The sequence below is a fragment of the Kitasatospora sp. NPDC114501 genome (assembly GCF_055633695.1).
In genome coordinates this window covers 207,555-233,633 of record NZ_JBVKDS010000003.1, presented here as the reverse complement: position 1 = coordinate 233,633, position 26,079 = coordinate 207,555, and the positions used below count along the sequence as shown (strand labels likewise).

19 protein-coding genes and 2 tRNA genes are annotated in these 26,079 nt (G+C 71.2%); 18 read left to right on the top strand and 3 right to left on the bottom strand.

What is annotated here, in order from left to right; genetic code table 11:
- Positions 1 to 113: 113 nt before the first annotated feature.
- Positions 114 to 1,361 carry a pyridoxal phosphate-dependent aminotransferase gene (locus ACZ7RU_RS07495; RefSeq protein ID WP_470339935.1) on the bottom strand — a complete coding sequence of 416 codons (1,248 nt, stop codon included), beginning with the start codon at positions 1,359 to 1,361 and terminating at the stop codon, positions 114 to 116.
- Positions 1,362 to 1,644: 283 nt separating this feature from the next.
- Between ACZ7RU_RS07495 and ACZ7RU_RS07490 the strand changes: the two genes are divergently transcribed.
- The 18 genes from ACZ7RU_RS07490 to ACZ7RU_RS07405 all read left to right on the top strand — a co-directional run bounded on the left by ACZ7RU_RS07490 (position 1,645) and on the right by ACZ7RU_RS07405 (position 23,463).
- A tRNA-Trp gene (locus ACZ7RU_RS07490) sits at positions 1,645 to 1,717 on the top strand.
- Between the two features lie 146 nt (positions 1,718 to 1,863).
- Entirely contained in the window at positions 1,864 to 2,196 is a 333-nt protein-coding gene (gene secE, locus ACZ7RU_RS07485; RefSeq protein ID WP_470339934.1) for a preprotein translocase subunit SecE, read from the top strand.
- Between the two features lie 210 nt (positions 2,197 to 2,406).
- The gene (gene nusG, locus ACZ7RU_RS07480) at positions 2,407 to 3,273 is read left to right on the top strand and encodes a transcription termination/antitermination protein NusG (protein ID WP_470339933.1); all 867 of its coding nucleotides are present in this window, start codon (positions 2,407 to 2,409) and stop codon (positions 3,271 to 3,273) included.
- Positions 3,274 to 3,437: 164 nt separating this feature from the next.
- Complete coding sequence (rplK, locus tag ACZ7RU_RS07475; protein WP_387760756.1) at positions 3,438 to 3,872, top strand: 50S ribosomal protein L11; 435 nt, start codon at positions 3,438 to 3,440, stop codon at positions 3,870 to 3,872.
- 77 nt (positions 3,873 to 3,949) lie between these two features.
- On the top strand, positions 3,950 to 4,672 hold the full coding sequence (rplA, locus tag ACZ7RU_RS07470) for a 50S ribosomal protein L1 (RefSeq protein ID WP_207809814.1): 723 nt from the start codon (positions 3,950 to 3,952) through the stop codon (positions 4,670 to 4,672).
- Positions 4,673 to 4,918: 246 nt separating this feature from the next.
- Positions 4,919 to 5,698 (top strand): hypothetical protein, encoded by a 780-nt coding sequence (locus ACZ7RU_RS07465; protein WP_470339932.1) that lies wholly within the window; start codon positions 4,919 to 4,921, stop codon positions 5,696 to 5,698.
- A gap of 123 nt (positions 5,699 to 5,821) precedes the next feature.
- Positions 5,822 to 6,700 carry an SCO4651 family lipoprotein gene (locus ACZ7RU_RS07460; RefSeq protein ID WP_470339931.1) on the top strand — a complete coding sequence of 293 codons (879 nt, stop codon included), beginning with the start codon at positions 5,822 to 5,824 and terminating at the stop codon, positions 6,698 to 6,700.
- Between the two features lie 88 nt (positions 6,701 to 6,788).
- Positions 6,789 to 7,712 (top strand): SCO4651 family lipoprotein, encoded by a 924-nt coding sequence (locus tag ACZ7RU_RS07455; RefSeq protein WP_470339930.1) that lies wholly within the window; start codon positions 6,789 to 6,791, stop codon positions 7,710 to 7,712.
- 209 nt (positions 7,713 to 7,921) lie between these two features.
- On the top strand, positions 7,922 to 8,800 hold the full coding sequence (locus tag ACZ7RU_RS07450) for an SCO4651 family lipoprotein (protein WP_470339929.1): 879 nt from the start codon (positions 7,922 to 7,924) through the stop codon (positions 8,798 to 8,800).
- 393 nt (positions 8,801 to 9,193) lie between these two features.
- Positions 9,194 to 9,757, top strand: a complete 564-nt coding sequence (gene rplJ, locus ACZ7RU_RS07445) for a 50S ribosomal protein L10 (RefSeq protein WP_045693068.1) — start codon at positions 9,194 to 9,196, stop codon at positions 9,755 to 9,757.
- Positions 9,758 to 9,844: 87 nt separating this feature from the next.
- Complete coding sequence (gene rplL, locus ACZ7RU_RS07440) at positions 9,845 to 10,228, top strand: 50S ribosomal protein L7/L12 (protein WP_470339928.1); 384 nt, start codon at positions 9,845 to 9,847, stop codon at positions 10,226 to 10,228.
- A gap of 693 nt (positions 10,229 to 10,921) precedes the next feature.
- Positions 10,922 to 14,398, top strand: a complete 3,477-nt coding sequence (gene rpoB, locus ACZ7RU_RS07435) for a DNA-directed RNA polymerase subunit beta (protein WP_470339927.1) — start codon at positions 10,922 to 10,924, stop codon at positions 14,396 to 14,398.
- 98 nt (positions 14,399 to 14,496) lie between these two features.
- Positions 14,497 to 18,390 carry a DNA-directed RNA polymerase subunit beta' gene (locus ACZ7RU_RS07430; RefSeq protein ID WP_470339926.1) on the top strand — a complete coding sequence of 1,298 codons (3,894 nt, stop codon included), beginning with the start codon at positions 14,497 to 14,499 and terminating at the stop codon, positions 18,388 to 18,390.
- Positions 18,391 to 18,578: 188 nt separating this feature from the next.
- Positions 18,579 to 18,652 (top strand) — tRNA-Met (locus ACZ7RU_RS07425).
- Positions 18,653 to 19,004: 352 nt separating this feature from the next.
- Positions 19,005 to 19,745, top strand: coding sequence for an SIR2 family NAD-dependent protein deacylase (locus ACZ7RU_RS07420; protein ID WP_470339925.1), 741 nt, complete (start codon positions 19,005 to 19,007; stop codon positions 19,743 to 19,745).
- A gap of 90 nt (positions 19,746 to 19,835) precedes the next feature.
- Complete coding sequence (locus ACZ7RU_RS07415; RefSeq protein ID WP_470339924.1) at positions 19,836 to 21,050, top strand: cytochrome P450; 1,215 nt, start codon at positions 19,836 to 19,838, stop codon at positions 21,048 to 21,050.
- A gap of 21 nt (positions 21,051 to 21,071) precedes the next feature.
- Complete coding sequence (locus ACZ7RU_RS07410) at positions 21,072 to 22,070, top strand: ADP-ribosylglycohydrolase family protein (RefSeq protein ID WP_470339923.1); 999 nt, start codon at positions 21,072 to 21,074, stop codon at positions 22,068 to 22,070.
- A 76-nt stretch (positions 22,071 to 22,146) separates the two neighbouring features.
- Positions 22,147 to 23,463 carry a serpin family protein gene (locus ACZ7RU_RS07405; protein WP_470339922.1) on the top strand — a complete coding sequence of 439 codons (1,317 nt, stop codon included), beginning with the start codon at positions 22,147 to 22,149 and terminating at the stop codon, positions 23,461 to 23,463.
- Positions 23,464 to 23,529: 66 nt separating this feature from the next.
- On the opposite strand, the gene ACZ7RU_RS07400 is transcribed toward ACZ7RU_RS07405, so the two are convergent.
- Together ACZ7RU_RS07400 and ACZ7RU_RS07395 are read right to left on the bottom strand one after the other, a co-directional pair.
- A complete protein-coding gene (locus ACZ7RU_RS07400; RefSeq protein ID WP_470339921.1) occupies positions 23,530 to 24,642 on the bottom strand; it encodes an ADP-ribosylglycohydrolase family protein in 1,113 nt (370 codons plus the stop codon).
- 130 nt (positions 24,643 to 24,772) lie between these two features.
- On the bottom strand, positions 24,773 to 26,044 hold the full coding sequence (locus ACZ7RU_RS07395) for a DUF2786 domain-containing protein (protein ID WP_470339920.1): 1,272 nt from the start codon (positions 26,042 to 26,044) through the stop codon (positions 24,773 to 24,775).
- Positions 26,045 to 26,079: the final 35 nt, after the last annotated feature.

Here is a 26,079-nt window from a genome sequence, read left to right as displayed (position 1 = left end):
CGTATCAGGCCCCCGAACGGGAACCGCCCCCTTCGCATCCCCCGAAGGGGTGAAAGGAGGCGGTGTGCCGGGTGAATCCCGTATGCCGGATTGACGTCAGTGCCGGAAGGACGTCAGTCGCGGGCCTCGCCGAGCAGCTTCTGGACCCGGCTGACGCCCTCGACCAGGTCGGCGTCGCCGAGCGCGTAGGAGAGCCGCAGGTAGCCGGGGGTGCCGAAGGCCTCTCCCGGGACGACCGCGACCTCGGCCTCGTCCAGGATCAGGGTGGCCAGCTCGCCGGAGGTCTGCGGGCGCTTGCCGCGGATCTCCTTGCCCAGCAGGCCCTTCACCGAGGGGTAGGCGTAGAAGGCGCCCTCGGGCTCGGGGCAGAACACGCCGTCGATCTCGTTGAGCATCCGCACGATGGTCCGGCGGCGGCGGTCGAAGGCCTCGCGCATCTCGGCGACCGCGTCCAGGTCGCCGGCCACGGCGGCCAGGGCGGCGCGCTGGGCGACGTTGGAGACGTTCGAGGTGGCGTGCGACTGGAGGTTGGTCGCGGCCTTGACGACGTCCTCGGGGCCGATCACCCAGCCCACCCGCCAGCCGGTCATCGCGTAGGTCTTGGCGACCCCGTTGACCACGATGCACTTGTCGGCCAGCTCGGGCAGCAGGGCCGGCAGCGAGGTGAAGGTGGCGTCGCCGTACACCAGGTGCTCGTAGATCTCGTCGGTGAGCACCCACAGGCCGTGCTCCAGCGCCCAGCGGCCGATCGCCTCGGCCTCGGCCTCGGTGTACACCGCGCCGGTCGGGTTGGACGGCGAGACGAACAGCACCACCTTGGTGTTCTCGGTGCGCGCGGCCTCCAGCTGCTCGACCGAGACCTTGTAGCCGGTGGTCTCGTCGGAGACGACCTCCACCGGGACACCGCCGGCCAGCTGGACCGACTCCGGGTAGGTGGTCCAGTACGGGGCCGGGATGATGACCTCGTCGCCCGGGTCCAGGATCGCCGCGAAGGCCTCGTAGATCGCCTGCTTGCCGCCGTTGGTGACGAGCACCTGGGAGGCGTCCACCCGGTAGCCGGAGTCGCGCAGCGTCTTGGCGGCGATCGCGGCCTTCAGCTCGGGCAGGCCACCCGCCGGGGTGTAACGGTGGTTCTTCGGGTCGCGGCAGGCCTCGACGGCCGCCTCGACGATGTAGTCCGGGGTGGGGAAGTCGGGCTCGCCGGCACCGAAGCCGATGACCGGACGGCCGGCGGCCTTGAGGGCCTTGGCCTTGGCGTCCACGGCGAGGGTCGCGGACTCGGCGATCGCACCGATCCGGGCGGAGACCCGGCGGTCGGCGGGGCGGATGGACTGGTCGGGCTGAGGGGTGGAAGCGCTCATGTCTGCATCGTCGCAGAACCCGGACCTACCGGGCATCGGGGTATCGGCATCCGTACGTCCCCGTCCGGACCGCGGCCCCGGCGATCCGTCTGCGGGGGCCCCGCCGGGCCGGACATCCGCCGGGTGACCGGCCGGTCCGGAACAAGACGTTCGACCAAACACCCCTCGACCACGTACACTCGCTGCTCGACGGCCCGCCGAAAAGACCGGAGCTTTCACCGCCTGTACAGACAGCGGGGGGAGATGCGGTAGGTTGGTCGCCACCGGAGCCGCGAGGCACCGTAGGGCAATAGCTCAATTGGTAGAGCACCGGTCTCCAAAACCGGCGGTTGGGGGTTCGAGTCCCTCTTGCCCTGCTGCTAGATCCGTTTTCAGCCCGTTCGCTCCACAGGAGTGAGCGGGCTTGATGCGGAGATGGCACCGATCAGCACCGCTAGCCGGCTGGTCGTGCCCCACCTGGTGCGCGGCGAAGTCGGCAGGACCCGGATTCAGGTGAGGACGAGTGACGGAGACCACGGGCTCCACCGCAACGCCTGAGAGCGGCAACCCCGAGGGTGCCGACGGCGCTGCCGAGACCACGACTGCCGACGAGAAGTCGGGCAAGCGCGGCAACCGCGAGAAGAAGTCCGGCAAGCGCGCCAAGAAGGGCCTGTTTGCCCGGATGGCGCTCTTCTACCGCCAGATCATCGCGGAACTGCGCAAGGTCGTCTGGCCGACCCGCAGCGAACTCACCAACTACACCGCCGTCGTGGTCACCTTCGTCGTGGTCGTGATGGCCTTCGTGGCGGGCCTGGACTACGGCTTCTCCAAGCTGAGCCTCTGGGTCTTCGGCTGACCGGCCGCCCCCACCTCTCGAACAGCCTCCCGACCCGGGCCGAATCATCGGCCCGGGTCGAGCTGTCGGCGCCGGACGTACGCGCGGTTACCGTGGACTCGGTACTGTTGAAGTCTCCGAGACCTCATCTGGCGCCCGCGCGAGCGGCCGTCCGCCGGGCCGGTCGAGGAGCGCGCCACCTTCACCATCTCCAGGAAAGAAGCCGCCACCGTGTCTGAGTCCCCCCTGTACGACGCCGACGAGACCGTCCGCGAGGCGGATGTCGCCGCCGAGCCGGACGCGACCGAGCTGGCTGTCGACACCGAGTCCGCCGAGCAGATCGTGGACGCCGCGGACAGCGACGAGGACGAGGTCGAGGCGTACGACGAGGCCGAGGCCGGCGAGCCCGCCGAGGAGGCCGCGCTGCACGTGGAGGGCGCCGCCGAGGAGGCCGAGGACGCCGAGGAGGAGCCGGCCGAGGAGGCCGAGGAGGTCGACCCGGTCGCCAAGTTCCGCGAGGACCTGCGCTTCATGCCGGGCGAGTGGTACGTGATCCACACCTACGCCGGCTACGAGAACCGGGTGAAGCAGAACCTGGAGCAGCGCGCCGTCTCGCTGAACGTCGAGGAGTACATCTTCCAGGCCGAGGTGCCGCAGGAGGAGGTCGTCCAGATCAAGAACGGCGACCGCAAGACCATCCGCCAGAACAAGCTCCCCGGCTACGTCCTGGTGCGGATGGACCTCACCCCGGAGTCCTGGGGCGTCGTGCGCAACACCCCCGGTGTCACCGGCTTCGTCGGCAACGCCTACGACCCGTACCCGCTGACCCTGGACGAGGTCGTCAAGATGCTCGCCCCGGACGTCGAGCGCCAGGCGGCCAAGGAGGCCGGCAAGCCCTCGCCGGTCAAGCCGAGCGAGATCCAGGTGCTGGACTTCGAGGTCGGCGACTCGGTCACCGTCACCGACGGTCCGTTCGCGACCCTCCAGGCGACCATCAACGAGATCAACCCGGACTCGAAGAAGGTCAAGGGCCTGGTCGAGATCTTCGGCCGGGAGACCCCGGTCGAGCTCTCCTTCGACCAGATCCAGAAGAACTAGTCGTACGGTCTTCGGATTCGGGGCGGGCCTGCGGGCCCGCTCCGAATCCGTTTTGGTCCAGCGGCGCGAACGCGTTAGCCTGGTCCGATGTGTGTGCTGGCGGCCGGGTGTCGCCCCGGTTCCGCACGCACCAGCAATCACCTCTCGGAAGGACCCGGAGAGACATGCCTCCCAAGAAGAAGAAGGTCACGGGGCTTATCAAGCTCCAGATCAACGCCGGCGCGGCCAACCCGGCGCCGCCGGTCGGCCCCGCGCTGGGCCAGCACGGCGTCAACATCATGGAGTTCTGCAAGGCCTACAACGCTGCGACCGAGTCGCAGCGCGGCATGATCGTGCCGGTGGAGATCACGGTCTACGAGGACCGTTCCTTCACCTTCATCACGAAGACGCCGCCGGCCGCGCGCCTCATCCTGAAGGCTGCCGGTGTCGAGAAGGGCTCCAGCGAGCCGCACAAGACCAAGGTCGCCAAGCTCACCAGCGCCCAGGTCCGTGAGATCGCCACGACCAAGATGCCCGACCTGAACGCCAACGACCTGGACGCCGCGGCGAAGATCATCGCCGGCACCGCCCGGTCGATGGGCATCACCGTCGAGGGCTGAGAACCCCTCTCGTCCTCTGTGGTAGGGCCCGCGCAGGCCCGTGACACCACAACTCCATTCACCATTCAGGAGCAGCTATGAAGCGCAGCAAGGCCCTGAAGGCCGCGGACGCCCAGGTCGACCGCGAGCGCCTTTACGCCCCCCTCGAGGCCGTCCGCCTCGCCAAGGCGACCAGCACCACCAAGTTCGACGGCACCGTTGAGGTCGCCATGCGTCTGGGCGTCGACCCGCGCAAGGCCGACCAGATGGTCCGCAGCACCGTGATCCTCCCGCACGGCACCGGTAAGACCGCTCGGGTCCTGGTCTTCGCGACCGGCGAGCGTGCCGAGGCCGCGCGTGCTGCGGGCGCCGACATCGTCGGTGCCGACGAGCTGATCGACGAGGTCGCGAAGGGCAAGCTGGACTTCGACGCCGTCGTCGCCACCCCGGACCTCATGGGCAAGGTCGGCCGCCTCGGCCGCGTGCTCGGTCCCCGTGGTCTGATGCCGAACCCGAAGACCGGCACCGTGACCCCGGACGTCGCCAAGGCTGTCAACGACATCAAGGGCGGCAAGATCGAGTTCCGCGTCGACAAGCACTCGAACCTGCACTTCATCATCGGTAAGGCCTCCTTCACCGACGAGCAGCTGGTCGAGAACTACGCCGCCGCGCTGGACGAGGTGCTCCGCGCCAAGCCGTCCGCCGCCAAGGGCCGCTACATCAAGAAGACCGCGTTCTCGACCACCATGGGCCCCGGCATCCAGGTGGACCCGAACCGCACCCGCAACCTCCTCGTCGAGGAGGACCCGGCCGCGGTCTGAGCCCCAGTGCTCTAGAGCAGTCCGTACGACGGGCCCGTACCCCCTTCACCGGGGGTGCGGGCCCGCCGTCGTTCCCGGGGGCCGCGAGCGGTGGTGACCGGGCCGGGGCCGGGGCGGGGCCGGCCACGACGGCGGGCCGCGGCGGTTGCCGGATCGGGACACCCGGCGGATGGGAACGGCGGCCCGAACCGTCGTACGCTCTGCCGGTCAGACCATGTGGAGAACCTGTGACCGCCGGAGTGTGCCGTGCCGCCCGCCCCTCGCCCCACCGTTCTCGCGGCGGCCCTGCTGCTGCTCGCCACCACCGGGTGCAGCCTGCTGGCCGCCCCGACCACCGCCACCCCCGGGGGCCCCGCGCCGGTGCCGCCCAAGCAGGTGGTGCTCGCGGCCGCGCAGGCGCTGGACGACGCCGGCGGCGCCCGGATCGACGTGGTCCAGGAGGGCCCGGCCGGCCGGCGCACCGCGAGCGGCTCGCTGGTCTGGGGCGCCTCGGACGAGGCGGCCCTGACCGTCACCGACGAACTGGGCAACGGGCGGCTGACCCTGAAGGACGGTGCGCTCGACCTCGTCTACCAGGGCGGGGCTGCCAAGCACGCGGAGCGGAGCACCGCCGAGGCGGTCGACCCCGGGGCGGGCCCCGACCCGGAGGGCTTCGCGGGCGGCTGGACGACCGCGCTGATCACCGGCCCGGGCAGCCGGGCGTACGAGGTCGCCCAGGGCGTCAAGCTCGCCTCGCTCGGCGGCGAGCAGCTGGCCGGGGTGACCGTGGCGCACTACCAGGGCTCCGCTCCGGTGGCCGAACTGTTCGGCAAGGACGAGGAGTTGAGCCCGAAGCGGCGGGCCGCCACGCTGGACTGGTACCGGCGGCACGGGGTGACGTCGATCGGTTACGAAGTCTGGGTCGGGCCCGGCATGCAGTTGCTGCGGCTGCGCGAGACGGTCCGGGGGAGTGCGGGAACCACGGTGACCACGACCGACGTCTCGGCTCCCGGGGGCGCGGACACGACGCCCGCCCCGGCCGGGTGACGGGGAGGGGATATCCAGTGCGTGGGGGTTCCGGGGATCCGTTAGAGTCCGCGTGAAAAGAACATGAGAAGAGCTGACAATCGGCTCTTCCATGGATTGACCGGATCCCACGGGGGTAGCTTCATGCGCGCTCTGCGCCTCGCCTCGGCCGTCGCGACGACGGCCGTCCTGCTCGGTGCGGCTACGGCCTGTGGCGGTGACACCAAGAGCAGTGACGCCAAGGCCGGCGACACCAAGACCGCCGAGGCCAAGGCCGGCGACACCAAGGCCCCCGACGCCAAGGCCGCGGACCCGCTCGCGGCGGCCCTCGCCGGGGACCCGAAGGCCGCGCTGGCCGCGTCCGCGGTGGTGATGCAGAAGGCCGGCAACGGCAAGGTCACCATGGTCCCGGCCGGCCCCGACAGCCCCGGCGGCACCGGCGACGCGGACTGGAAGGAGCCGGCCAAGACCTCCGTGGACCTGCTCGGCGACATGGGCGGCAAGAAGCTCAAGATCCGGGTGGTCGGCGTGGACGCCTACCTCGGCGGCGACGAGGCGGCCCCGGCCCTCGGCGGCAAGCACTGGGTCAAGCTGTCCACGGACGAGACCGGCGCCACCTTCCGGGCGGCGGGCCAGATGATGAACCCGGTCACCCTGCTCACCATGGCGGCCCAGAGCGGGAAGCTCACCAAGGTCGGCCAGGAGGCCGTGGACGGCGCCCAGACCGTCCACCTGCGGGCGGAGCAGGACACCGCCATGCTGGTGGCCGGGATGACGGGGCTCCCGGCGGAGCGGCGGCCGGCCGTCCAGAAGGTGCTGGAGGAGGACGGCAAGTCCCTCACCATCGACTTCTGGCTGAACGCCAAGCAGGAACTCGTCCAGTACCAGGAGTACGGCGACCAGAAGGGCAGCAAGGAAGCCGTCACCGTCAAGTACTCGGACCTCGGCAAGGCCGCCCCGATCACGGTGCCGACCGCCGACGACCTCGGCGCCGAGGCCGACCTGCTCAAGCTGCTCGGCTGATCCCGCGCGCCGGACTCCGAGCCCACCGACCACAACCGGCTACCGCCCCGGGCGCACCCCGCGCCCGGGGGGCCTCAAGGGGGGAATCATGGCTGGAACCCGCAACACCGCCGTGGCCGTCGTCCTCGCCGCCCTGGCGCTGACCGCGACCGCGTGCAACGACAACGACGACAAGAGCGCCGCCCCGGCCGCGCCGACCACGGCCGCCGCCACCTCGGCCGCCCCGTCGTCCGCCGCCCCGGCCACCGGCGCGAAGCCGGAGAAGGTCAGCCCGGCGGTCTACCTGGAGCAGGTCACCCAGAAGACCAGCGCGGCCAAGTCGGCGAAGGTCGACGAGCTGATCCAGGTCGGCGAGATCACCATGAAGGGCAAGGGGGCGGTATCCTGGGCCAACGGCCTGGAGGCCGACCTCACGATGGACCTGTCGGGCTCCCCGATGGCCAAGCTCCTGGAGCCGCTGACCGGCGGCCCGAACGTGCACTACCTGTACACCAAGGACGCCATGTACATGGGCCTGGGCGGGAAGCTGCTGGAGAGCGGCGGCCCGAAGTGGGTGCGCTACAGCAAGGCCGACATGGCCAAGGCCTCCGGCGGCACGACCGACCAGCTCCAGAGCGCGGACCCGGTGCAGGGCGTCCGGACGCTGATCGCCAGCGGCAAGGTCACCGAGGTCGGCCCGGAGACGGTGAACGGCAAGGCCACCACCCACTACTCCGGCGTGCTCAGCGCGGCCGACGTGGCCAAGGCCACCAGCCAGGGCATGACCCAGGAGCAGGCCGACCGGCTCAAGCAGAACCTGGACGCGGCCGGCGTCACCAGCGACCGGATCGACGTCTGGGTCGACGCCGACAAGCTCGTCGTCAAGCGGACCGAGCAGGCCGAGACCAAGGCCGGCGCGATGAACGTCACCGTCAGCTACTCGGACTACGGCACCCCGGTGATCGCCGCCACCCCGTCGGCCTCGGAGGCGATCGACCTCGCCGACCTCCAGAAGGCCGCGGCCGGCAGCTGATCCGCGCGGTCGGGGGCGGTGGGGAGCCGACCGGCTCCCCACCGCCCCCGACCGGCGTTCCGGCCCGGGCCGGGCTCGGCCGACCCGGTGGATCCGCCCGCGCCCGGGGCGGGTCCGAGGGGGCCGCGACCGGGCGGGCGGGGGACGGGTGGCAAGGTGGCCGGAGCGAAGCCGCCGTCGGGCGGGGGCCGGCGAGAGGGGAACGGACCATGGCGGCACGGCAGCGATTGGCGGCAGTGGCCGTCGTCGTCCTGCTGACGAGCGGGCTGAGCGGGTGCGGCGGGGACGGCGACACGCCCGCCACGCCGTCCGACGGCCCGACCACGACCAGCGCCACGCCGTCCACCGCCTCGCCGAGCGCCCAGGCCAAGCCGACGGACCGCTCCCCGCACGGGGTGCTGCTCTCCGCCCAGCTGGCCGCGCAGACCGCCCGCCGGGCCAAGGTCAGCTACCGGCTCGGCGCGGACGCCGGTTCCGGCCCGCTGTTCTGGCAGCCCAAGACCGCGCTCCAGATCAAGCGCTCCACCCCGGCCGAGGCCGAGCAGCTGATCGTCGTGGACACCGTCGCCTACCAGGGCGGCGACGCCGCCACCGCGGCCCGGCAGGGCGGGAAGCACTGGGAGCGCTTCACCGTTCCGCCGGCCGCGGACGGCCACAAGGAGATCCCCTACGCCGGGCTGATCGACCTGCTGAACCCGGTCGAGGCGCTGACCGCGGCCACCGCCGAGGGGACCGAGCCGGCCTTCGTCGGCGAGGAGAAGTTCGACGACTCGACCGTCGGGCACTACCGGGTGACCACCACCGCCGAGAAGTACGCGGCCGCCCAGTCCCAGCTGACCCAGTCCCGCCGGGACGGCCTGCGGGCCGCGCTCGCGCCCGGCGGCTCGCTCTCGCTCACCCTGGACCTCTGGCTCAACGACAAGGACCAGCTGGTCCGGCTCCAGCGCACCGGCAGCGGGGACAGCGGCCGGGCGGACGACGCGGTGCTCTACACCGACCTCGCCGGGGCGTTGCTCTCGGCACAGGCGCCGGCCGAGACGGACACGGTGGACACCGGCGTCCGGACGGTCTCCCCGCTGGCCCGCTGACCCGCGGCCCGCTGACCCGCGACCCGCCTAACCGCGACCCACTGAACCGCGCCGGGCCGCTCCGCCCGAGGGCGATTTGCACCCGGCCGACGGCTCCGGTTACTGTTGCCGAAGCCAAAGACCGCTGGTTGTCATCACGCGCCCGTCAGGGAGCAGGTGGCCGAAGGATCTGCGCTTCGTCGCAGGCAGCCCGCGCAGGTGTGTCTGGAGCTTCGACTTCCGGGTCCGCGTTCGCGCGGCAGCCCGTCGAGGTCGTTCCGAGCCCCGTGCGCCTGCGCATCGGGGCTCATTGCATTTCGCAGGAGCTTTCCTTCCGTCCGGTCGGTCCACGGCGACCCAGGTCGACTTTCGCGGTCGGCCCGACTTCTACATCACGGAAGGAGGCGTAAGCCTATGGCCAGGCCCGACAAGGCTGCTGCCGTTGCCGAGATCACGGACAAGTTCCGTGGCTCCTCCGCGGCGCTGCTGACCGAGTACCGCGGTCTCTCGGTGAAGCAGGTCAAGACCCTGCGTCGCTCGCTCGGCGACAACGCCGAGTACGCCGTGGTGAAGAACACGCTGACCAAGATCGCGGCCAATGAGGTCGGGATCACGGAGCTCGACGACCTGTTCAACGGTCCGACGGCTGTCGCCTTCGTCACCGGTGACCCGGTGGAGTCGGCGAAGGCTCTGCGTGACTTCGCCAAGGAGAACCCCGCTCTCATCATCAAGGGCGGTGTCCTTGACGGCAAGGCGCTGTCCGCCGATGAGATCAAGAAGCTCGCGGACCTCGAGTCCCGCGAGGTGCTGCTCGCCAAGCTGGCGGGTGCCCTGAAGGCCAAGCAGTCCCAGGCTGCCGCGCTCTTCCAGGCCCTGCCGTCGAAGCTCGTCCGCACTGTGGACGCGCTGCGCGACAAGGTCGAGCAGGGCGGTGCCGGTACGCCGGCTCCCGCCGCCGAGGACGCCGCCGCCGAGTAATCGGCAGGCTCACGCCTCGCTGCGGGCCCGTGCCCGCCCAACCCGTACATACGGCACCACCTGCCGATTTAGTGGAAGGACGCCATCATGGCGAAGCTGTCCCAGGACGAGCTGCTCGCGCAGTTCGAGGAGCTCACCCTCATCGAGCTCGCTGCCTTCGTGAAGGCCTTCGAGGAGAAGTTCGACGTCACCGCCGCCGCCCCGGTCGCCGTTGCCGGCGTTGCCGGTCCGGCCGTTGCCGCCGAGGCCGCTGAGGAGCAGGACGAGTTCGACGTCATCCTCGAGGCCGCTGGCGACAAGAAGATCCAGGTCATCAAGGAGGTGCGCACCCTGACCTCCCTCGGCCTGAAGGAGGCCAAGGACCTCGTTGACACCGCTGGTGCCAAGGTCCTGGAGAAGGTTGCCAAGGACGTTGCCGAGAAGGCCAAGGCCGCCCTCGAGGGTGCCGGCGCCAAGGTCACCGTCAAGTGATCTCGCGCCCCCTCTGAGGGGGCGTACGGCCGGGCCGATCACCCTTGCGGGTGGTCGGCCCGGCCTTTTCGCGTTCCCGGGCCGGGGCGGCCCGCGGGGCCGTTCCGCCAACCGGCCGGTACGGCCCCCGGTGTGGCCGACGGTGCACTCGGCAGCGTCGGTGCCTGGGGGTATGGTGATCACCGTCGTCGAGGGCGGCCCGACCACGGCCTCTGTAACGCCGGGGCGGTCCGGACCGATGGACGGGTCGAGGTCCGCGCCGCCGGCGGGCCCTTGACGAACCTGGCGCGGCGCGCGATTCTCGAGGCGCGAGTCCGCCCGGTTGGTTCGCCACTGGATGCATAACCAGTGGCTCCGGCGGGAAATGACTCCACGTGAGTTAGAGCAGTACCCGGTGGGCGCCCGCGCCCGCCGGCTACCGGGAGGAGTCTCCGATTCGGTCTCCGAATCAGAGCTGGACAGCAGTGTCGCCATTGGCTACACTGTCCCTTTGCGCTGCCTGTTAGCTGCTCCGTGACTCGTCGCCCGGAGTTTGCGTTGCCCTGAAGGGGTCTGGCACCGCCTCCGCAAAGCGGCTCTGACCTGGGGTTTCGACCCCGGCGGAGGCCAGTGGCGAGGGAGGCGGCACCAAGCCCAAGCAGGCCCGGCTGGTACGCGCGTAGTGAGCTCCGAGCCCTCGGAAGGACCCCCCTCTTGGCCGCGCCGCGCAACGCCTCGAACAATTCCGCCGCATCCACCGCCCCGCTCCGCGTCTCCTTCGCGAAGATCAAGGAGCCCCTCGAGGTCCCCAACCTCCTGGCCCTGCAGACCGAGAGCTTTGACTGGCTGCTCGGCAACGCGGCCTGGAAGACCCGGGTCGAGCAGGCGCTGGAGTCTGGTCAGGATGTCCCCACCAAGTCCGGTCTGGAGGAGATCTTCGAGGAGATCTCGCCGATCGAGGACTTCAGTGGGTCGATGTCGCTGACCTTCCGCGACCACCGTTTCGAGCCGCCGAAGAACTCCATTGACGAGTGCAAGGACCGCGACTTCACGTTCGCCGCCCCGCTCTTCGTCACGGCCGAGTTCACCAACAACGAGACCGGTGAGATCAAGTCTCAGACGGTCTTCATGGGCGACTTCCCGCTCATGACCCACAAGGGCACGTTCGTGATCAACGGCACCGAGCGTGTCGTCGTGTCGCAGCTCGTCCGCTCCCCGGGCGTGTACTTCGACTCCACCCTGGACAAGGTGTCCGACAAGGACATCTACTCCTGCAAGGTCATCCCCTCGCGTGGTGCCTGGCTCGAGATGGAGATCGACAAGCGCGACATGGTCGGCGTCCGCATCGACCGCAAGCGCAAGCAGTCCGTCACCGTGCTGCTCAAGGCGCTCGGCTGGACCAACGAGATGATTCTCGAGGAGTTCGGCGAGTACGAGTCGATGCGCGCCACCCTGGAGAAGGACCACACCCAGGGCCAGGACGACGCGCTGCTGGACATCTACCGCAAGCTGCGCCCGGGCGAGCCGCCCACGCGCGAGGCCGCGCAGACGCTTCTGGAGAACCTCTACTTCAACCCGAAGCGCTACGACCTCGCGAAGGTCGGCCGTTACAAGGTCAACCGCAAGCTGGGCAACGCCGAGTCGCTGGACTCCGGCGTGCTCACCGAGCCCGACATCATCGGTGCGATCAAGTACCTGGTGAAGCTGCACGCGGGCGAGACCGAGTGGCGTGACGACGAGGGCCGCGACATCGTGGTCGAGGTCGACGACATCGACCACTTCGGCAACCGCCGCCTGCGCAACGTCGGCGAGCTCATCCAGAACCAGGTCCGTACGGGTCTCGCCCGTATGGAGCGCGTCGTGCGCGAGCGCATGACCACCCAGGACGTCGAGGCGATCACGCCGCAGACCCTGATCAACATCCGGCCGGTCGTCGCCTCCATCAAGGAGTTCTTCGGCACCAGCCAGCTGTCGCAGTTCATGGACCAGACGAACCCGCTGTCGGGCCTGACCCACAAGCGCCGTCTGTCCGCGCTGGGCCCCGGTGGTCTGTCCCGTGAGCGGGCCGGCTTCGAGGTCCGTGACGTGCACCCCTCGCACTACGGCCGCATGTGTCCGATCGAGACGCCCGAAGGCCCGAACATCGGTCTGATCGGCTCGCTGGCCTCGTACGGCCGGGTCAACGCGTTCGGCTTCATCGAGACGCCGTACCGCAAGGTCGTCGACGGTGTGGTCACCGAGAAGGTGGACTACCTCACCGCCGACGAGGAGGACCGCTTCGTCATCGCCCAGGCGAACGCGCCGCTGACCGCGGACCTGCACTTCGCCGAGCCGCGCGTCCTGGTCCGCCGCCGTGGTGGCGAGATCGACTACATCCCCGGCACCGAGATCGACTACATGGACGTCTCGCCGCGCCAGATGGTGTCGGTCGCGACCGCCATGATCCCGTTCCTCGAGCACGACGACGCCAACCGCGCGCTCATGGGCTCGAACATGATGCGCCAGGCGGTGCCGCTGCTGAAGAGCGAGGCTCCGCTGGTCGGTACCGGCATGGAGTACCGCTGCGCCGTCGACGCCGCGGACGTCATCACCGCCGAGAAGGCCGGTGTCGTCCAGGAGGTCTCGGCCGACTACGTCACCGTGGCCAACGACGACGGCACGTACACCACGTACCGCGCCGCCAAGTTCACCCGCTCCAACCAGGGCACCGCCTTCAACCAGAAGGTGCTCGTGGACGAGGGCGCCCGGGTCGAGACCGGCCAGGTGCTGGCCGACGGCCCGTGCACCGACGAGGGCGAGATGGCCCTCGGCAAGAACCTGCTCGTGGCGTTCATGTCGTGGGAGGGTCACAACTACGAGGACGCGATCATCCTGTCGCAGCGCCTCGTCCAGGACGACGTCCTCTCCTCGATCCACATCGAGGAGCACGAGGTCGACGCCCGTGACACCAAGCTCGGCCCCGAGGAGATCACCCGGGACATCCCGAACGTCTCCGAGGAGGTCCTCGCCGACCTCGACGAGCGCGGCATCATCCGCATCGGCGCCGACGTCGTCACCGGCGACATCCTGGTCGGCAAGGTCACGCCCAAGGGTGAGACCGAGCTGACCCCGGAGGAGCGCCTGCTCCGCGCGATCTTCGGCGAGAAGGCCCGTGAGGTCCGCGACACCTCGCTGAAGGTGCCGCACGGTGAGTCCGGCAAGGTCATCGGCGTCCGCGTCTTCGACCGCGAAGAGGGCGACGAGCTGCCCCCGGGCGTGAACCAGCTGGTCCGCGTCTACGTGGCCCAGAAGCGCAAGATCACCAACGGTGACAAGCTCGCCGGCCGTCACGGCAACAAGGGTGTCATCTCCAAGATCCTTCCGGTCGAGGACATGCCGTTCCTCGAGGACGGCACCCCGGTCGACATCATCCTCAACCCGCTGGGTGTCCCGTCCCGAATGAACCCGGGACAGGTCCTGGAGATCCACCTCGGGTGGCTCGCCAAGCAGGGTTGGGACGTCTCCGGCCTCGCCGACGAGTGGGCCCAGCGCCTGCAGGCGATCGGCGCCGACACGGTCGAGGGCGGCACCAACCTGGCCACCCCGGTCTTCGACGGCGCCCGCGAGGACGAGATCACCGGCCTGCTGGACAACACCACCCTCACCCGTGACGGTGAGCGCCTGGTGAACTCCACCGGCAAGGCCCGACTGTTCGACGGCCGCTCCGGCGAGCCGTTCCCGATGCCGGTCTCGGTCGGCTACATGTACATCCTCAAGCTGCACCATCTGGTCGACGACAAGCTGCACGCCCGGTCGACCGGTCCGTACTCGATGATCACCCAGCAGCCGCTCGGTGGTAAGGCGCAGTTCGGTGGTCAGCGCTTCGGTGAGATGGAGGTGTGGGCCCTCGAGGCGTACGGCGCCGCCTACGCGCTCCAGGAGCTGCTCACCATCAAGTCCGACGACGTCCTCGGCCGAGTCAAGGTCTACGAGGCCATCGTCAAGGGCGAGAACATCCCCGAGCCCGGCATTCCCGAGTCCTTCAAGGTCCTCATCAAGGAAATGCAGTCGCTCTGCCTCAACGTGGAGGTGCTGTCCTCGGACGGCCAGTCCATCGAGATGCGGGACTCCGACGAGGACGTGTTCCGCGCCGCCGAGGAGCTCGGCATCGACCTGTCCCGGCGCGAGCCGAGCAGCGTCGAAGAGGTCTGACGGAGGTCGGGCCGGCCGCACCCGCGGCCGGCCCGCCCCCAGGCCCCCCTCAGACCACATGAACGACTCTCGACTTACGAAAGAGGGCTTGACGACCAGTGCTTGACGTCAACTTCTTCGACGAGCTCCGCATCGGCCTGGCCACCGCCGACGACATCCGCCAGTGGTCGCACGGCGAGGTCAAGAAGCCGGAGACCATCAACTACCGCACCCTGAAGCCCGAAAAGGACGGACTCTTCTGCGAGAAGATCTTCGGCCCCACCCGGGACTGGGAGTGCTACTGCGGTAAGTACAAGCGCGTCCGCTTCAAGGGCATCATCTGCGAGCGCTGCGGCGTCGAGGTGACCCGCGCCAAGGTGCGCCGTGAGCGGATGGGCCACATCGAGCTGGCCGCCCCGGTCACCCACATCTGGTACTTCAAGGGCGTGCCGTCCCGTCTGGGCTACCTGCTCGACCTGGCGCCGAAGGACCTCGAGAAGGTCATCTACTTCGCCGCCTACATGATCACCTGGGTCGACGACGAGCGCCGCCAGCGCGACCTGCCGTCCCTGGAGGCGCACGTCTCGGTCGAGCGCCAGCAGATCGAGAACCGCCGCGACTCCGACCTCGAGGCCCGCGCCAAGAAGGCCGAGACCGACCTGGCCGAGCTGGAGGCCGAGGGCGCCAAGGCCGACGTGCGCCGCAAGGTGCGCGAGGGCGCCGAGCGCGAGATGAAGCAGCTGCGCGACCGCGCGCAGCGCGAGCTCGACCGCCTCGACGAGGTGTGGGCCCGCTTCAAGAACCTCAAGGTCCAGGACCTCGAGGGCGACGAGCTGCTCTACCGCGAGCTGCGCGACCGCTTCGGCACCTACTTCTCCGGCTCGATGGGCGCGGCGGCCCTCAAGGACCGCCTCGAGACCTTCGACCTGGCGGAGGAGTCCGAGCGCCTGCGCGAGATCATCCGCACCGGCAAGGGCCAGAAGAAGACCCGCGCGCTCAAGCGCCTCAAGGTCGTCTCCGCGTTCCTGCAGACCACCAACAAGCCCAACGGCATGGTGCTGGACTGCGTCCCGGTCATCCCGCCGGACCTGCGTCCGATGGTGCAGCTGGACGGTGGCCGCTTCGCGACCTCCGACCTGAACGACCTGTACCGCCGCGTCATCAACCGCAATAACCGCCTGAAGCGCCTGCTCGACCTCGGTGCCCCCGAGATCATCGTGAACAACGAGAAGCGCATGCTCCAGGAGGCCGTCGACGCGCTGTTCGACAACGGCCGCCGCGGCCGTCCGGTCACCGGCCCGGGCAACCGCCCGCTGAAGTCCCTCAGCGACATGCTGAAGGGCAAGCAGGGTCGTTTCCGTCAGAACCTGCTCGGCAAGCGAGTCGACTACTCGGCCCGTTCGGTCATCGTCGTCGGCCCGCAGCTCAAGCTGCACCAGTGCGGTCTGCCGAAGGCCATGGCGCTGGAGCTCTTCAAGCCGTTCGTGATGAAGCGCCTGGTCGACCTGAACCACGCGCAGAACATCAAGTCGGCCAAGCGCATGGTCGAGCGCGCCCGTCCGGTCGTGTGGGACGTCCTCGAAGAGGTCATCGCCGAGCACCCGGTCCTGCTGAACCGTGCGCCCACCCTGCACCGCCTCGGCATCCAGGCCTTCGAGCCGCAGCTGGTCGAGGGCAAGGCCATCCAGATCCACCCGCTCGTCTGCACCGCGTTCAACGCGGACTTCGACGGTGACCAGATGGCCGTCCACCTGCCGCTCTCCGCGGAGGCGCAGGCCGAGGCCCGCATCCTGATGCTGTCCTCGAACAACATCCTGAAGCCGGCCGACGGTCGCCCCGTCACCATGCCGACCCAGGACATGGTGCTCGGTCTGTTCTTCCTGACCTCGGACCGCGACAACGTGAAGGGCGCCGGCCGCACCTTCTCGTCGACCGCCGAGGCGATCATGGCCTTCGACGCCCGCGAGCTGGACGTCCAGGCCCCGATCGAGCTGCGCCTGCCGGCCGGCACCGTCCCGCCGCGCGGCTGGACCCCGCCGGTGGACGAGGAGGGCCAGTCGACCTGGTTCGACGGCGAGCCGTTCCGCCTGACCACCACCCTGGGCCGCGCGCTCTTCAACGAGCTGCTGCCCGAGGACTACCCGTTCGTCGACTACGAGGTGGGCAAGAAGCAGCTCTCCGCGATCGTCAACGACCTGGCGGAGCGCTACCCCAAGGTCGTCGTCGCGGCGACCCTGGACAACCTGAAGGCGGCCGGCTTCCATTGGTCGACCCGCTCGGGTGTCACCGTCTCCATCTCGGACGTCGTCGTCCCGCCGAACAAGCCCCAGATCCTGGAGGGCTACGAGGCCAAGGCGGAGAAGGTCCAGCGTCAGTACGAGCGCGGTCTGATCACCAACGACGAGCGCAAGCAGGAGCTCATCGGCATCTGGACCCAGGCGACCAACGACGTCGCCGAGGCCATGAACGTGAACTTCCCGAAGACGAACCCCATCTTCATGATGGTCGACTCGGGTGCTCGCGGAAACATGATGCAGATGCGCCAGATCGCCGGTATGCGTGGTCTGGTGTCGAACGCCAAGAACGAGACCATCCCGCGACCCATCAAGGCGTCGTTCCGTGAGGGTCTGTCCGTGCTGGAGTACTTCATCTCCACCCACGGTGCCCGTAAGGGTCTGGCCGACACCGCCCTGCGTACCGCCGACTCCGGCTACCTCACCCGTCGTCTGGTCGACGTCTCCCAGGACGTCATCATCCGCGAGGAGGACTGCGGCACCGAGCGCGGCCTGAAGCTGGCGATCGGCTCCGTGGGCGCGGACGGCGTGCTGCGCAAGGCCGACGACGTCGAGACCAGCGTCTACGCCCGCATGCTCGCCGAGGACATCACCGTCGACGGCAAGCTGCTGGCCACCGCCAACACGGACCTCGGCGACGTCCTGATCGACGAGCTGATCCGCCACGGCATCGGCGAGGTCAAGACCCGCTCGATCCTGACCTGTGAGTCGGCCGTCGGCACCTGCGCCATGTGCTACGGGCGCTCGCTGGCCACCGGCAAGCTGGTCGACATCGGTGAGGCGGTCGGCATCATCGCCGCCCAGTCCATCGGTGAGCCCGGTACCCAGCTGACCATGCGTACCTTCCACACCGGTGGTGTGGCCGGTGACGACATCACCCAGGGTCTGCCGCGTGTCGTCGAGCTCTTCGAGGCCCGTACCCCCAAGGGTGTGGCCCCGATCTCGGAGGCCCAGGGCCGGGTCCGCATCGAGGACACCGAGAAGACCCGCAAGCTGGTCGTCACCCCGGACGACGGCACCGACGAGATCGCCTACCCGGTCTCGAAGCGTGTGAAGCTGCTGGTCAGCGAGGGTGAGGCGGTCGAGGTCGGCCAGAAGCTGACCATGGGTGCCACCAACCCGCACGACGTCCTGCGCATCATGGGCCAGCGTGCCGTCCAGGTCCACCTGGTCGCCGAGGTCCAGAAGGTCTACAACTCGCAGGGTGTGTCGATCCACGACAAGCACATCGAGATCATCATCCGGCAGATGCTCCGCCGCGTGACGATCATCGAGTCGGGCGACGCCGAGCTGCTGCCCGGCGAGCTGGTCGAGCGCGGCCGCTTCGAGCAGGAGAACCGCCGCGTCGTCGCCGAGGGCGGTCACCCCGCCTCCGGCCGTCCGCAGCTGATGGGTATCACCAAGGCCTCGCTGGCCACCGAGTCCTGGCTGTCGGCCGCCTCCTTCCAGGAGACGACCCGGGTCCTCACCGACGCGGCGATCCACGCCAAGTCGGACCCGCTGCTGGGCCTCAAGGAGAACGTCATCCTCGGTAAGCTCATCCCGGCCGGTACGGGTCTGCCCCGCTACCGCAACATCCGGGTCGAGCCGACCGAGGAGGCCAAGGCCGCGATGTACTCGGCCGTCGGCTACGACGACTACGACCTGTCGCCCTTCGGCGCCGGCTCCGGCCAGGCGGTCCCGCTGGACGACTACGACTACGGCCCGTACACCGGCTGAGTCTCCCTCCTCGCCCTCCATCGGGCAGGAGTGGCCCAGGTCACCGATCGCAGGGCGGTCACCCCACACGGGGTGGCCGCCCTGCGGCGTTTCCGGGCCCTTCCGCGGCCGCCGGGGCAGGGCCGGAGGCCGGTCGACACCGCCGGTTAGGACATTCGGCGGAAGTCGCGTAAGGTCGTGTTTACCGACGCGGGGTGGAGCAGCTCGGTAGCTCGCTGGGCTCATAACCCAGAGGTCGCAGGTTCAAATCCTGTCCCCGCTACTGGTTCGAAGGGCCCGGAGGCATCAAGCCTCCGGGCCCTTCGGCGTTCCCGGGCGCGGCCGGCTCCGTCGCGCGGGGGAGGGCGGGAACCGCTCCGTCGTACGGGGGAGGTGGCGGGTCCGCCGGTGCGGGCGATCCGGGACGAGGGCCCCGGCGGCCCGGCTCCGCGGTGTCGGAACGGACCACACCACGGGAGACCATCGGATGAACGCCCCCCGGAACGCCCGAACCACCCGCCTCACCTCCCGGGCCGCCGTCGGTGCCCCCGTCCTGGCGGCCCGCTACGGCGACATCCGGCGCACCCCCGATTTTCGGTGGCCGCGGGCGGGCCGGCGGCCGTACCGTCCGGGGTATGAACGCGAAGCGTCCCCTGATCGCCGTGCTCACCGGCGCGGGCATCTCGACGGACTCCGGCATCCCCGACTACCGCGGCCCGAACGGGCTGTGGCAGAAGGACCCGTCGGCGCAGGAGCTGGTCACCATCGGCCCGTACCTGGAGGACCCGGAGGTCCGGCGGCGGGCCTGGCGGATGCGGCTGGAGACGGACGCGGTGGCCGCCGAGCCGAACGCCGGGCACCGGGCGCTGGTCGACCTGGAGCGCTCCGGGCTGCCGCTGCGGGTGCTCACCCAGAACATCGACGGGCTGCACCAGAAGTCCGGGCTGCCCGCCCGCAAGGTGCTCGAACTGCACGGCAACACGCGGGAGACGCAGTGCCTGCGCTGCCGGGTGGTCGGGTCGATGGCGGACGCGCTGGCGCGGGTCGGGGCGGGCGAGCCGGACCCGGCCTGCCGGGAGTGCGGGGGGATCCTCAAGCCCCGCATCGTGATGTTCGGCGAGAACCTGGACCCGGAGGTGCTCGGGCAGGCCGACTCGATCGTCCGGGCCTGCGACGTCCTCATCGCGGTCGGCACCAGCCTCCAGGTGTTCCCGGTGGCGGCGCTGCCGTACGACGCGGTGAGGACCGGGGCGGAGTTGGTCATCGTGAACGCCGAGCCGACGCCGTACGACGAGGCCGCGGCCGAGGTGATCCGGGAGCCGATCTCGCAGGCGCTGCCGGAGCTGGTCCGGCGGCTGGTGCGGGAGCGGGTCTGAGCGGGGCCGGAAGGGCCGTCTTCCCGGACGCACCGCGTGCGTACGATGATCCTTCCGGCTTTCCCCCTCATGGCCTGGAGTGATGGACCGATGACGACGACGGCGAAGTTCGACCCCTGGTCGGCGGCGTTCGTGGCCCACCCGTACGACGCGTACGCCGAACTGCGCGAACACGCGCCGGTGACGTACTTCGAGCCGACGAACCAGTGGCTGGTCTCGCGCCACGACGACGTCAGCGCCCTGCTGCGCGACCGGCGGCTGGGCCGCACCTACACCCACCGCTTCAGCCACGCGGAGTTCGGCCGCCCCGAGCCCGACCCGGCGCACGAGCCCTTCCACACCCTGAACGACCACGGGCTGCTGGACCTCGAAGGGCCGGACCACACCCGGCTGCGCCGGCTGGTCTCCAAGGCCTTCACCCCGCGCATGGTCGAGGGACTGCGCCCCACCGTGCGGCGGCTGGCCGGCGAACTCGTCGACGACCTGCTCGCGGCCGGCGGCGGCGACCTGATCGCCACCGTCGCCGAGCCGCTGCCGGTCGCCGTGATCGCCGAGATGCTCGGCGTGCCGGAGGGCGACCGGCACCTGCTGCGGCCGTGGTCCTCCGACATCACCGGGATGTTCGAGCTCAACCCGACCGAGGAGGCCGCCCGCCGGGCCGTCACCGCGAGCATCGAGTTCTCCGACTACCTGCGCGCCCTGATCCGCGAACGCCGGGCGAACCCGGGCGACGACCTGATCAGCGCGCTCGTCCAGGCCCAGGAGGGCGCCGACGCGCTCAGCGAGCAGGAGATGGTCTCCACCTGCGTGCTGCTGCTCAACGCCGGCCACGAGGCGACCGTCAACACCACCGGCAACGGCTGGTGGGCGCTGTTCCGCAACCCCGGGGAACTCGCCCGGCTGCGCGGCTCGGTGGACGAACTGCTGCCCACTGCCGTCGAGGAGCTGATGCGCTGGGACACCCCGCTGCAGATGTTCGAGCGCTGGGTGCTGGAGGACATCGAGGTCCGCGGTGTCACCATCCCGCGCGGCGCCGAGATCGCCCTGCTCTTCGGCTCCGCCAACCGCGACCCCGAGCGCTTCGCCGACCCGGACCGCCTCGACCTCGGCCGCACCGACAACCCGCACATCACCTTCGGCGCCGGAATCCACTTCTGCCTCGGCGCCCCGCTTGCCAGACTGGAGCTCACCGAGTCCTACGGCACCCTGCTGCGCCGGGCCCCGGGCCTGCGGCTGGTCCGTGAGCCCGAATGGAACCCGGGCTACGTGATCCGCGGGCTCGGGGAACTGGTGGTCGAGGTCTGACGGAACAGAGGGGGAGCGGCCGTGGGCAAGGCTACGGGGGCACTGCTGGGGCTGGCGATCGGGGACGCGCTCGGCCGGCTGACGGAGTTCAGGACCGTCGAGGCGATCGCGCCCGAGCATCCGGACTGGCGGCGGCTCCCGCTGCCCGGCCGGGCGCTGGTCACCGACGACACCCAGATGACGCTCGCCCTGGCCCGCGGCCTGCGCACCGCCCTGGCGCGCGGTCCGCTCACGCCGCTGCGGCTGGAGCGGCCGGTCCGCGAGGAGTTCGTCGACTGGTGGCGCTCCCCGGACAACAACCGCGCCCCCGGCATGACCTGCCTGCGCTCCTGCGAGCGGCTCGGCCACGAGGGAGTCCGCTGGCAGCAGGCGAGCGACGTCGGCTCCAAGGGCTGCGGCGCCAACATGCGGGTCGCCCCGATCGGGCTGGTCCGCGAACTGGACGCCCGGCAGCTCTCCGGCGCCGCCCAGCTGCAGTCCGGGCTCACCCACGGCCACCCCACCGCGCTCGCCGCCAGCGACCTCACCGCGTACGCCGTCCGCAAGCTCGCCGAGGGCCTGCCGCCGGCCGGCCTGCCCGCGGTGCTGCGGGCGTACGCGCTGGCGAGCCGGGAGCGGTACGACGAGTTCTGGCTCGGCGACCTCGCCGACCGCTGGTACGGCTCCTCGCCGCAGGCCGTCCTCGCCCGCGGCTGGGAGGACTGCCTCAAGGTGCTCGACCAGCTGGACGCGGCGCTCGCCGCACCCGACGTCGAGGCCGACCCCTGCCTGGCCACCGGCGAGGGCTGGGTCGCCGAGGAGGCCTTCGGCACCGGACTGCTCTGCTTCCTGCTGCTCCCGGACGACCCGGTGGCGGCCGTCCGCCGGGCCGCGTACTCCAGCGGCGACTCCGACTCGCTGGCCTGTCTGACCGGCGCCTTCGCGGGCGCCCGCCACGGCGAGGCGGCCTGGCCGGCCGACTGGGTGGAGCGGATCGAGCACCGCGACGAACTGCTGGAGTTCGGGGCGCTCTGGGACTGAGGCGGGGCGCCGCGGGGACTCAGGCGGGGTGCCGCGGGCGGCGGAACCGGGTGGCGGGGCGGTGCGTCGAAGGGCCATGACGAACCGCAGCACCGCAACCCGTCGTACCCTCCGCCGCCCGGCGGCGCTCCTGCTCGCGGCCGCGCTCGCCACACCGCTGCTCGCCGGCTGCGGCAGCACCACCCCCGCGCCTGTGGAGCTCCGGGCGTCCGCGCCCACCGGCCGGCCGGCCGTCGACCCGGCCCAGGTGGCCGCCACCGCGGCCGCCACCGACGCCTTCGGCCTGGACCTCCTGCACGCCCTGACCGCCGAGCCGGACGCCGCCGGGAGCAACCTCGTGGTCTCCCCGTCCGGCCTGGCCACCGTGCTCGCCATGTTGCTGCCCGGCGCCCGCGGCGCCACCGCCGAGGAGCTGGCCAAGGCCCTGCACACCGCCCTCGACCCGCAGCAGTACGCGTTCGCCACCGGCGCGCTGAACCGGCCGGTCCCGGCCACCGACAAGCTGACCCTGCGCCGCAGCGACGACGTCTGGACGCAGCAGGGCCTGGCCGTCGAGCCGGACTACCTGGCCACCCTGGCCGGCGCCTTCGACACCGGCGTGCACCAGGCCGACTTCGCCAAGGACCCGGACGGGGCCCGCAAGTCCGTCAACGCGGCCGTGGAGAAGGCCACCGACGGCCGGATCAAGGACCTGTTCGGCCGGGAGGCGATCACCCCGGGCACCCGGCTGGTGCTCACCGACGCGCTCTACCTCAAGGCCAGGTGGGCCTCCGCCTTCAAGCCCTCGCACACCGCCGACCGCCCGTTCCACAAGCTCGACGGCTCCACCGCGACCGTCCCCACGATGGGGCAGACCGGGGAGTTCAAGTACGCCGACGGCTCCGGCGGGATCGTCGGCGAGCCCTGGCAGGCCGTCGAACTGCCGTACGCGGAAGGCGGGTTGGTGATGGACCTGATCGTCCCCGCGCAGGGCGGCTTCGCGGCCTTCGCCAAGGGCCTGGACCAGCCGCAGCTCGACCTCGTCCTCGGCGCCCTCGCCGAGCGGCCGGTCGACCTCCAACTGCCGCGCTTCCACTTCGACACCTCGAAGGAGCTCGGCTCCGCGCTGCGCTCGCTCGGGGTGCGGACGGCCTTCGGCGCGGCCGACTTCAGCGGCATCGCCAAGGACCCGCTGGTCGTCGGCACGGTGGTGCAGAAGGCCACCATCGAGGTCGGCGAGGACGGCACGGTCGCGGCGGCCGGCAGCGGTGCCGGGATGGACGTGGCGGCGGCGCCGAACGCCGACCGGCCGGTCCAGGTGCACCTCGACCGGCCGTTCCTGTTCCTGATCCGGGACGCCCGGGGCGGAGCGCCGCTGTTCCTCGGCCAGGTCACCGACCCGCAGGCCGGGTAGCGCCGGCCACCGGCCCCGCCGGGCCGAGGAGCGCGAGACCGGGCCGAGTGGTGCGGGCCGCCCGGCTCACCAGGCCGGGTAGCGCCCGCCGAGCCCCGGGTGCAGCGGGTCGCGGCTGCCGAACAGCACCAGCAGGTCGTCGGCGACCTGCCGCAGCTCCGTCCGGCCCTCGACCGCCCCGGCCCACTCGGCGGGCAGCGCCGCGGCGCCGTACGCGGCCCCGACCAGGTTGCCGCAGACCGCGCCGGTCGAGTCGCTGTCCCCGGAGTGGTTCACCGACAGCAGCAGCGCGGTGCGCACCGGGTCGGGGTCCAGGGTGGCCGCCAGCAGCGAGTACACCGCGACGGCCAGGCACTCCTCGGCGACCCAGCCGAGCCCGACCCGCTCCACCGTCTCGGCGGCCGGCTCGGCCTCCTGGGCGAGCCGCACCGCCCGGGCCAGTGCCTGGACGGTTTCCTTGGAGCTCGGCAGCTCGCGGATCTGCTCCACCGTCTCGCCGACCGCCGCCCACGGCTCGGTGCCGTCCGCGAGCCGCTCGACCAGCGCCGCGAAGGCGCCCGCCGCGAGGTAGCCGGTCGGGTGGCCGTGGGTGAGCTGGGCGCACTGCACCGCCAGCCCGAAGGACTGCTCGACGCCCAGCCGGGCCAGCCCGAACGGCGCCGAGCGCATCACCGTGCCGCAGCCCTTGGAGCCAGGGTTGATCGGCCCGTTCAGCCCGATCGCGGACGGCACCTCGAACACCGGGTGCTCGGACACCCCGCTCAGGCAGGCGTTGCCCGGCGCGCGCCGGGCGTACAGGAAGGGCCGGCTCAGCAGCCAGCCGTCGTAGGGGCGGGGCTGCGGCCCGGCGTCCGGGGCGCCCTGGTACTGGGTCCGCAGCCAGCGCCGGTAGGCGCCGTGGACGGCCTCCGGCACCGAGCCGCCGCCGCCCGTCCAGCCGCGGACGAAGCCGCGGATCAGGCCCTCGGCGGTGAACAGCGTCATCTGGGTGTCGTCGGTCACCTCGACCGGCCCGGGCCCGGCCGGCAGCGAGGTGACGCCCTGCGGCCCGTACCGGTCCTGGATCTGGTGGAGCTGCTGGAACTCCACCGGCCAGCCCAGCGCATCGCCGATCGCTCCGCCGAGCAGCGCTCCGCGCACCCGGTCCCGGTATCCCGACTCCGCCGCCGGTTCCGTCACGTCGAGTCCCCCTTCGTTCGTGGCGGACTACGTTCTATCAGGTCCTTCAGGGCGCGGGGCGGCTCTTGTGGATCTTGCGCGGGTCGGGCGGGGAACCGGTGCGGACCGTCCTGGGCCCGTCCGACCCGCCTCAGCGGCGGATCGCCCCGGCGCGCCCGTGCAGCGCGGCCCGGTCGGCGGCGGCGCGGCCGGCCGCCCAGCCCACGCCGTCGCTGACCCGTACCCGCTGCGAGACCAGCTTCGGGAACAGCCGGCCGATCTCCTCGTCCACCGCCTCGGAGCGGGCGGCGAGCGCGGGCAGCAGCCGCTCGTCGGGCAGCAGCTGCTCCTCGGTGCCGTCCTCGCGCAGGTGCCGCCCGGCCGCGGCGGCGCTGGTGGCGCGCTCGGTCGCGGCGGTCAGCCGCTCCCGGATCCGCGCCGCGTACGCGACCAGGAAGGACTGCCGGAACGCCTTGCTGCGCGAGTCCTTGCGGGAGCCCGCCTTGTTGAGCGCGTGGGTGGCCTGCACCAGCAGCGAGGTGTAGAGCAGTTCGACGCCGTCCAGGTCGCCGTCGAAGCCGACCACGGTGCAGAAGCCGAACTCCTTCGCCCACACCACCCGGCACCGGTTGGCCGCCGCGACCGCGTCCAGCAGCATCGTCTTGGGGCCCTCGTACGGGTTGTCCACCCCGATCCGCAGCGCCGCCGGGGTGTCGCGGTCGGCGCCGGCCGCGGCCAGCAGCGCGTCGTCGATGCTGTGCTGGGCCATCAGCTGCTGGGCCTTGGCGGTCAGCGCCTCGGCTTCCTCCGGGTACTCGGTGGACTCGGCCTTGGCCAGCAGCGCCCGGATCCGCGCCAGCATCCGCGGCTCTCCGGTCGTCGGCGCCCGGTGCTGCGGCCGCACGGCCTGCCCGGGGGCGGGCCCCACCGGGGCGATCGGCGGCAGCCGGCCCCAGGTGCGCAGCAGCTCCAGGGCGACGGTGGCGAGCGCGAAGCGGTCCAGCCGGTGCCGGTGGGCGAAGGCGCTCAGGTACGCGTCGTCGCCGGACCACCACACCTCGGCCTCCAGCTCGCGCAGCTGCTCCCGCCAGCGCCGGTCCAGGGCGGCCGCGGGGTGGCGGCGGCCCTCGGCGGCGATCAGGTCCACCGCGAGGGCCAGGTGGACGGGCTTCAGCTCGCGCCGCACCACCCGGGCCAGGTCGGCCGGCCGCCATCCGGCGGACCAGCAGCGGCCGACGGCGGTGTCCGCGTGGCCGAGCAGCGCCCGGCCGATCTCGGGCCACTGCCCGGCCGAGGCGGCCAGCAGCGAGGCCCCGGTGTCCAGGGCGAGGTCCAGTGCGTCCTCGGGCGCCGTCAGCACCGACCGCACCGCCTGCTCCAGCAGCGGCCCGGCGGTCCCGGCCTGCTGCGCTCGCTCGCCCACGGTGTGTCCCTGCTCTCCTCGACGGTCCGGCCTCC

Bases quoted from the DNA above. Each gene is read 5' to 3' on its own strand.
- rplA (WP_207809814.1), top strand. From the start codon at position 3,950: ATGAAGCGCAGCAAGGCCCTGAAGGCCGCGGACGCCCAGGTCGACCGC.
- ACZ7RU_RS07405 (WP_470339922.1), top strand. From the start codon at position 22,147: ATGACGAACCGCAGCACCGCAACCCGTCGTACCCTCCGCCGCCCGGCG.
- rplL (WP_470339928.1), top strand. From the start codon at position 9,845: ATGGCGAAGCTGTCCCAGGACGAGCTGCTCGCGCAGTTCGAGGAGCTC.
- ACZ7RU_RS07495 (WP_470339935.1), bottom strand. From the start codon at position 1,361: ATGAGCGCTTCCACCCCTCAGCCCGACCAGTCCATCCGCCCCGCCGAC.
- ACZ7RU_RS07460 (WP_470339931.1), top strand. From the start codon at position 5,822: ATGCGCGCTCTGCGCCTCGCCTCGGCCGTCGCGACGACGGCCGTCCTG.
- ACZ7RU_RS07420 (WP_470339925.1), top strand. From the start codon at position 19,005: ATGAACGCGAAGCGTCCCCTGATCGCCGTGCTCACCGGCGCGGGCATC.
- ACZ7RU_RS07450 (WP_470339929.1), top strand. From the start codon at position 7,922: ATGGCGGCACGGCAGCGATTGGCGGCAGTGGCCGTCGTCGTCCTGCTG.
- rplJ (WP_045693068.1), top strand. From the start codon at position 9,194: ATGGCCAGGCCCGACAAGGCTGCTGCCGTTGCCGAGATCACGGACAAG.
- rplK (WP_387760756.1), top strand. From the start codon at position 3,438: ATGCCTCCCAAGAAGAAGAAGGTCACGGGGCTTATCAAGCTCCAGATC.
- ACZ7RU_RS07415 (WP_470339924.1), top strand. From the start codon at position 19,836: ATGACGACGACGGCGAAGTTCGACCCCTGGTCGGCGGCGTTCGTGGCC.
- ACZ7RU_RS07455 (WP_470339930.1), top strand. From the start codon at position 6,789: ATGGCTGGAACCCGCAACACCGCCGTGGCCGTCGTCCTCGCCGCCCTG.